Annotated in this window: 1 protein-coding gene; it reads left to right on the top strand. The window is 65.3% G+C overall.

From position 1 onward, the window contains the following. Window positions 1–870 (top strand): type VI secretion system tip protein TssI/VgrG (gene tssI, locus P5705_RS26195; RefSeq protein ID WP_277463753.1); only part of this gene is annotated, 870 nt, incomplete at both ends.

Genomic DNA, 870 nt, shown 5'->3' with positions numbered 1-870 from the left:
TGGCCTACCTGGCCCACCGCATCAACCAGCGCATGTTCCAGCACAAGACCGTGCAGGAGATCATCGCCCAGGTGCTCGAGGAACACGGCATCCTCGCCAACGCCTACCAATTCCAGTTGGGCGCGACGTACCCGCAGCGCGAGTACTGCGTGCAGTACGACGAGTCCAACCTGCAGTTCATCCAGCGCCTGTGCGAAGAAGAGGGCATCCACTACCACTTCCGCCACAGCGCCGACGGCCACCAGCTGGTGTTCGGCGACGACCAGACGGTGTTCCCGAAACTGGCCCCGGTGCAGTTCCAGCACGACTCCGGGCTGGTCGCCGACACGCCGATGATCAAGCGTTTCGCCCTGCGCCTGGAAACCCGCACCAGCAGCGTCACGCGCCGCGACTACGACTTCAAGAAGCCGCTGATCCAGCTCGAAGGCGAGGCCGACAGCCACGACGAGCCGGCCCTGGAAGACTACGACTACCCCGGCCGCTTCCTTGATCGACCACGTGGCAAGCACCTGGCCAACCGCGCCCTGGAACGTCACCGCAGCGACTACCGCCAGGCCCAGGGCGACAGCGACCAGCCACTGCTCGCCAGTGGCCATTTCCTGACCCTCGCGAGCCATCCCAACGCCAGCTGGAACGATCTCTGGCTGTTGGTCGAGCTACGCCATCAGGGCCGCCAGCCACAGGTCCTGGAAGAAGCCATCACCAGCGACATCGACCCGCGCTTCGACGGCTTCCAGCAGGGCTACCGCAACTTCTTCGTGGTCACTCCGTGGGAGCAGCCGTACCGACCACCGCTGAACCACCCGAAACCGAAGGTGCTGGGCGAACAGCGCGCCGTGGTCAGCGGCCCGGCCGGCGAAGAGATCTACT

The organism is Pseudomonas entomophila, assembly GCF_029478665.1.
GTDB lineage: Bacteria > Pseudomonadota > Gammaproteobacteria > Pseudomonadales > Pseudomonadaceae > Aquipseudomonas > Aquipseudomonas entomophila_F.
Note: the sequence above shows the minus strand (reverse complement) of the source record. Positions and strands in the feature narration are given on the sequence as shown.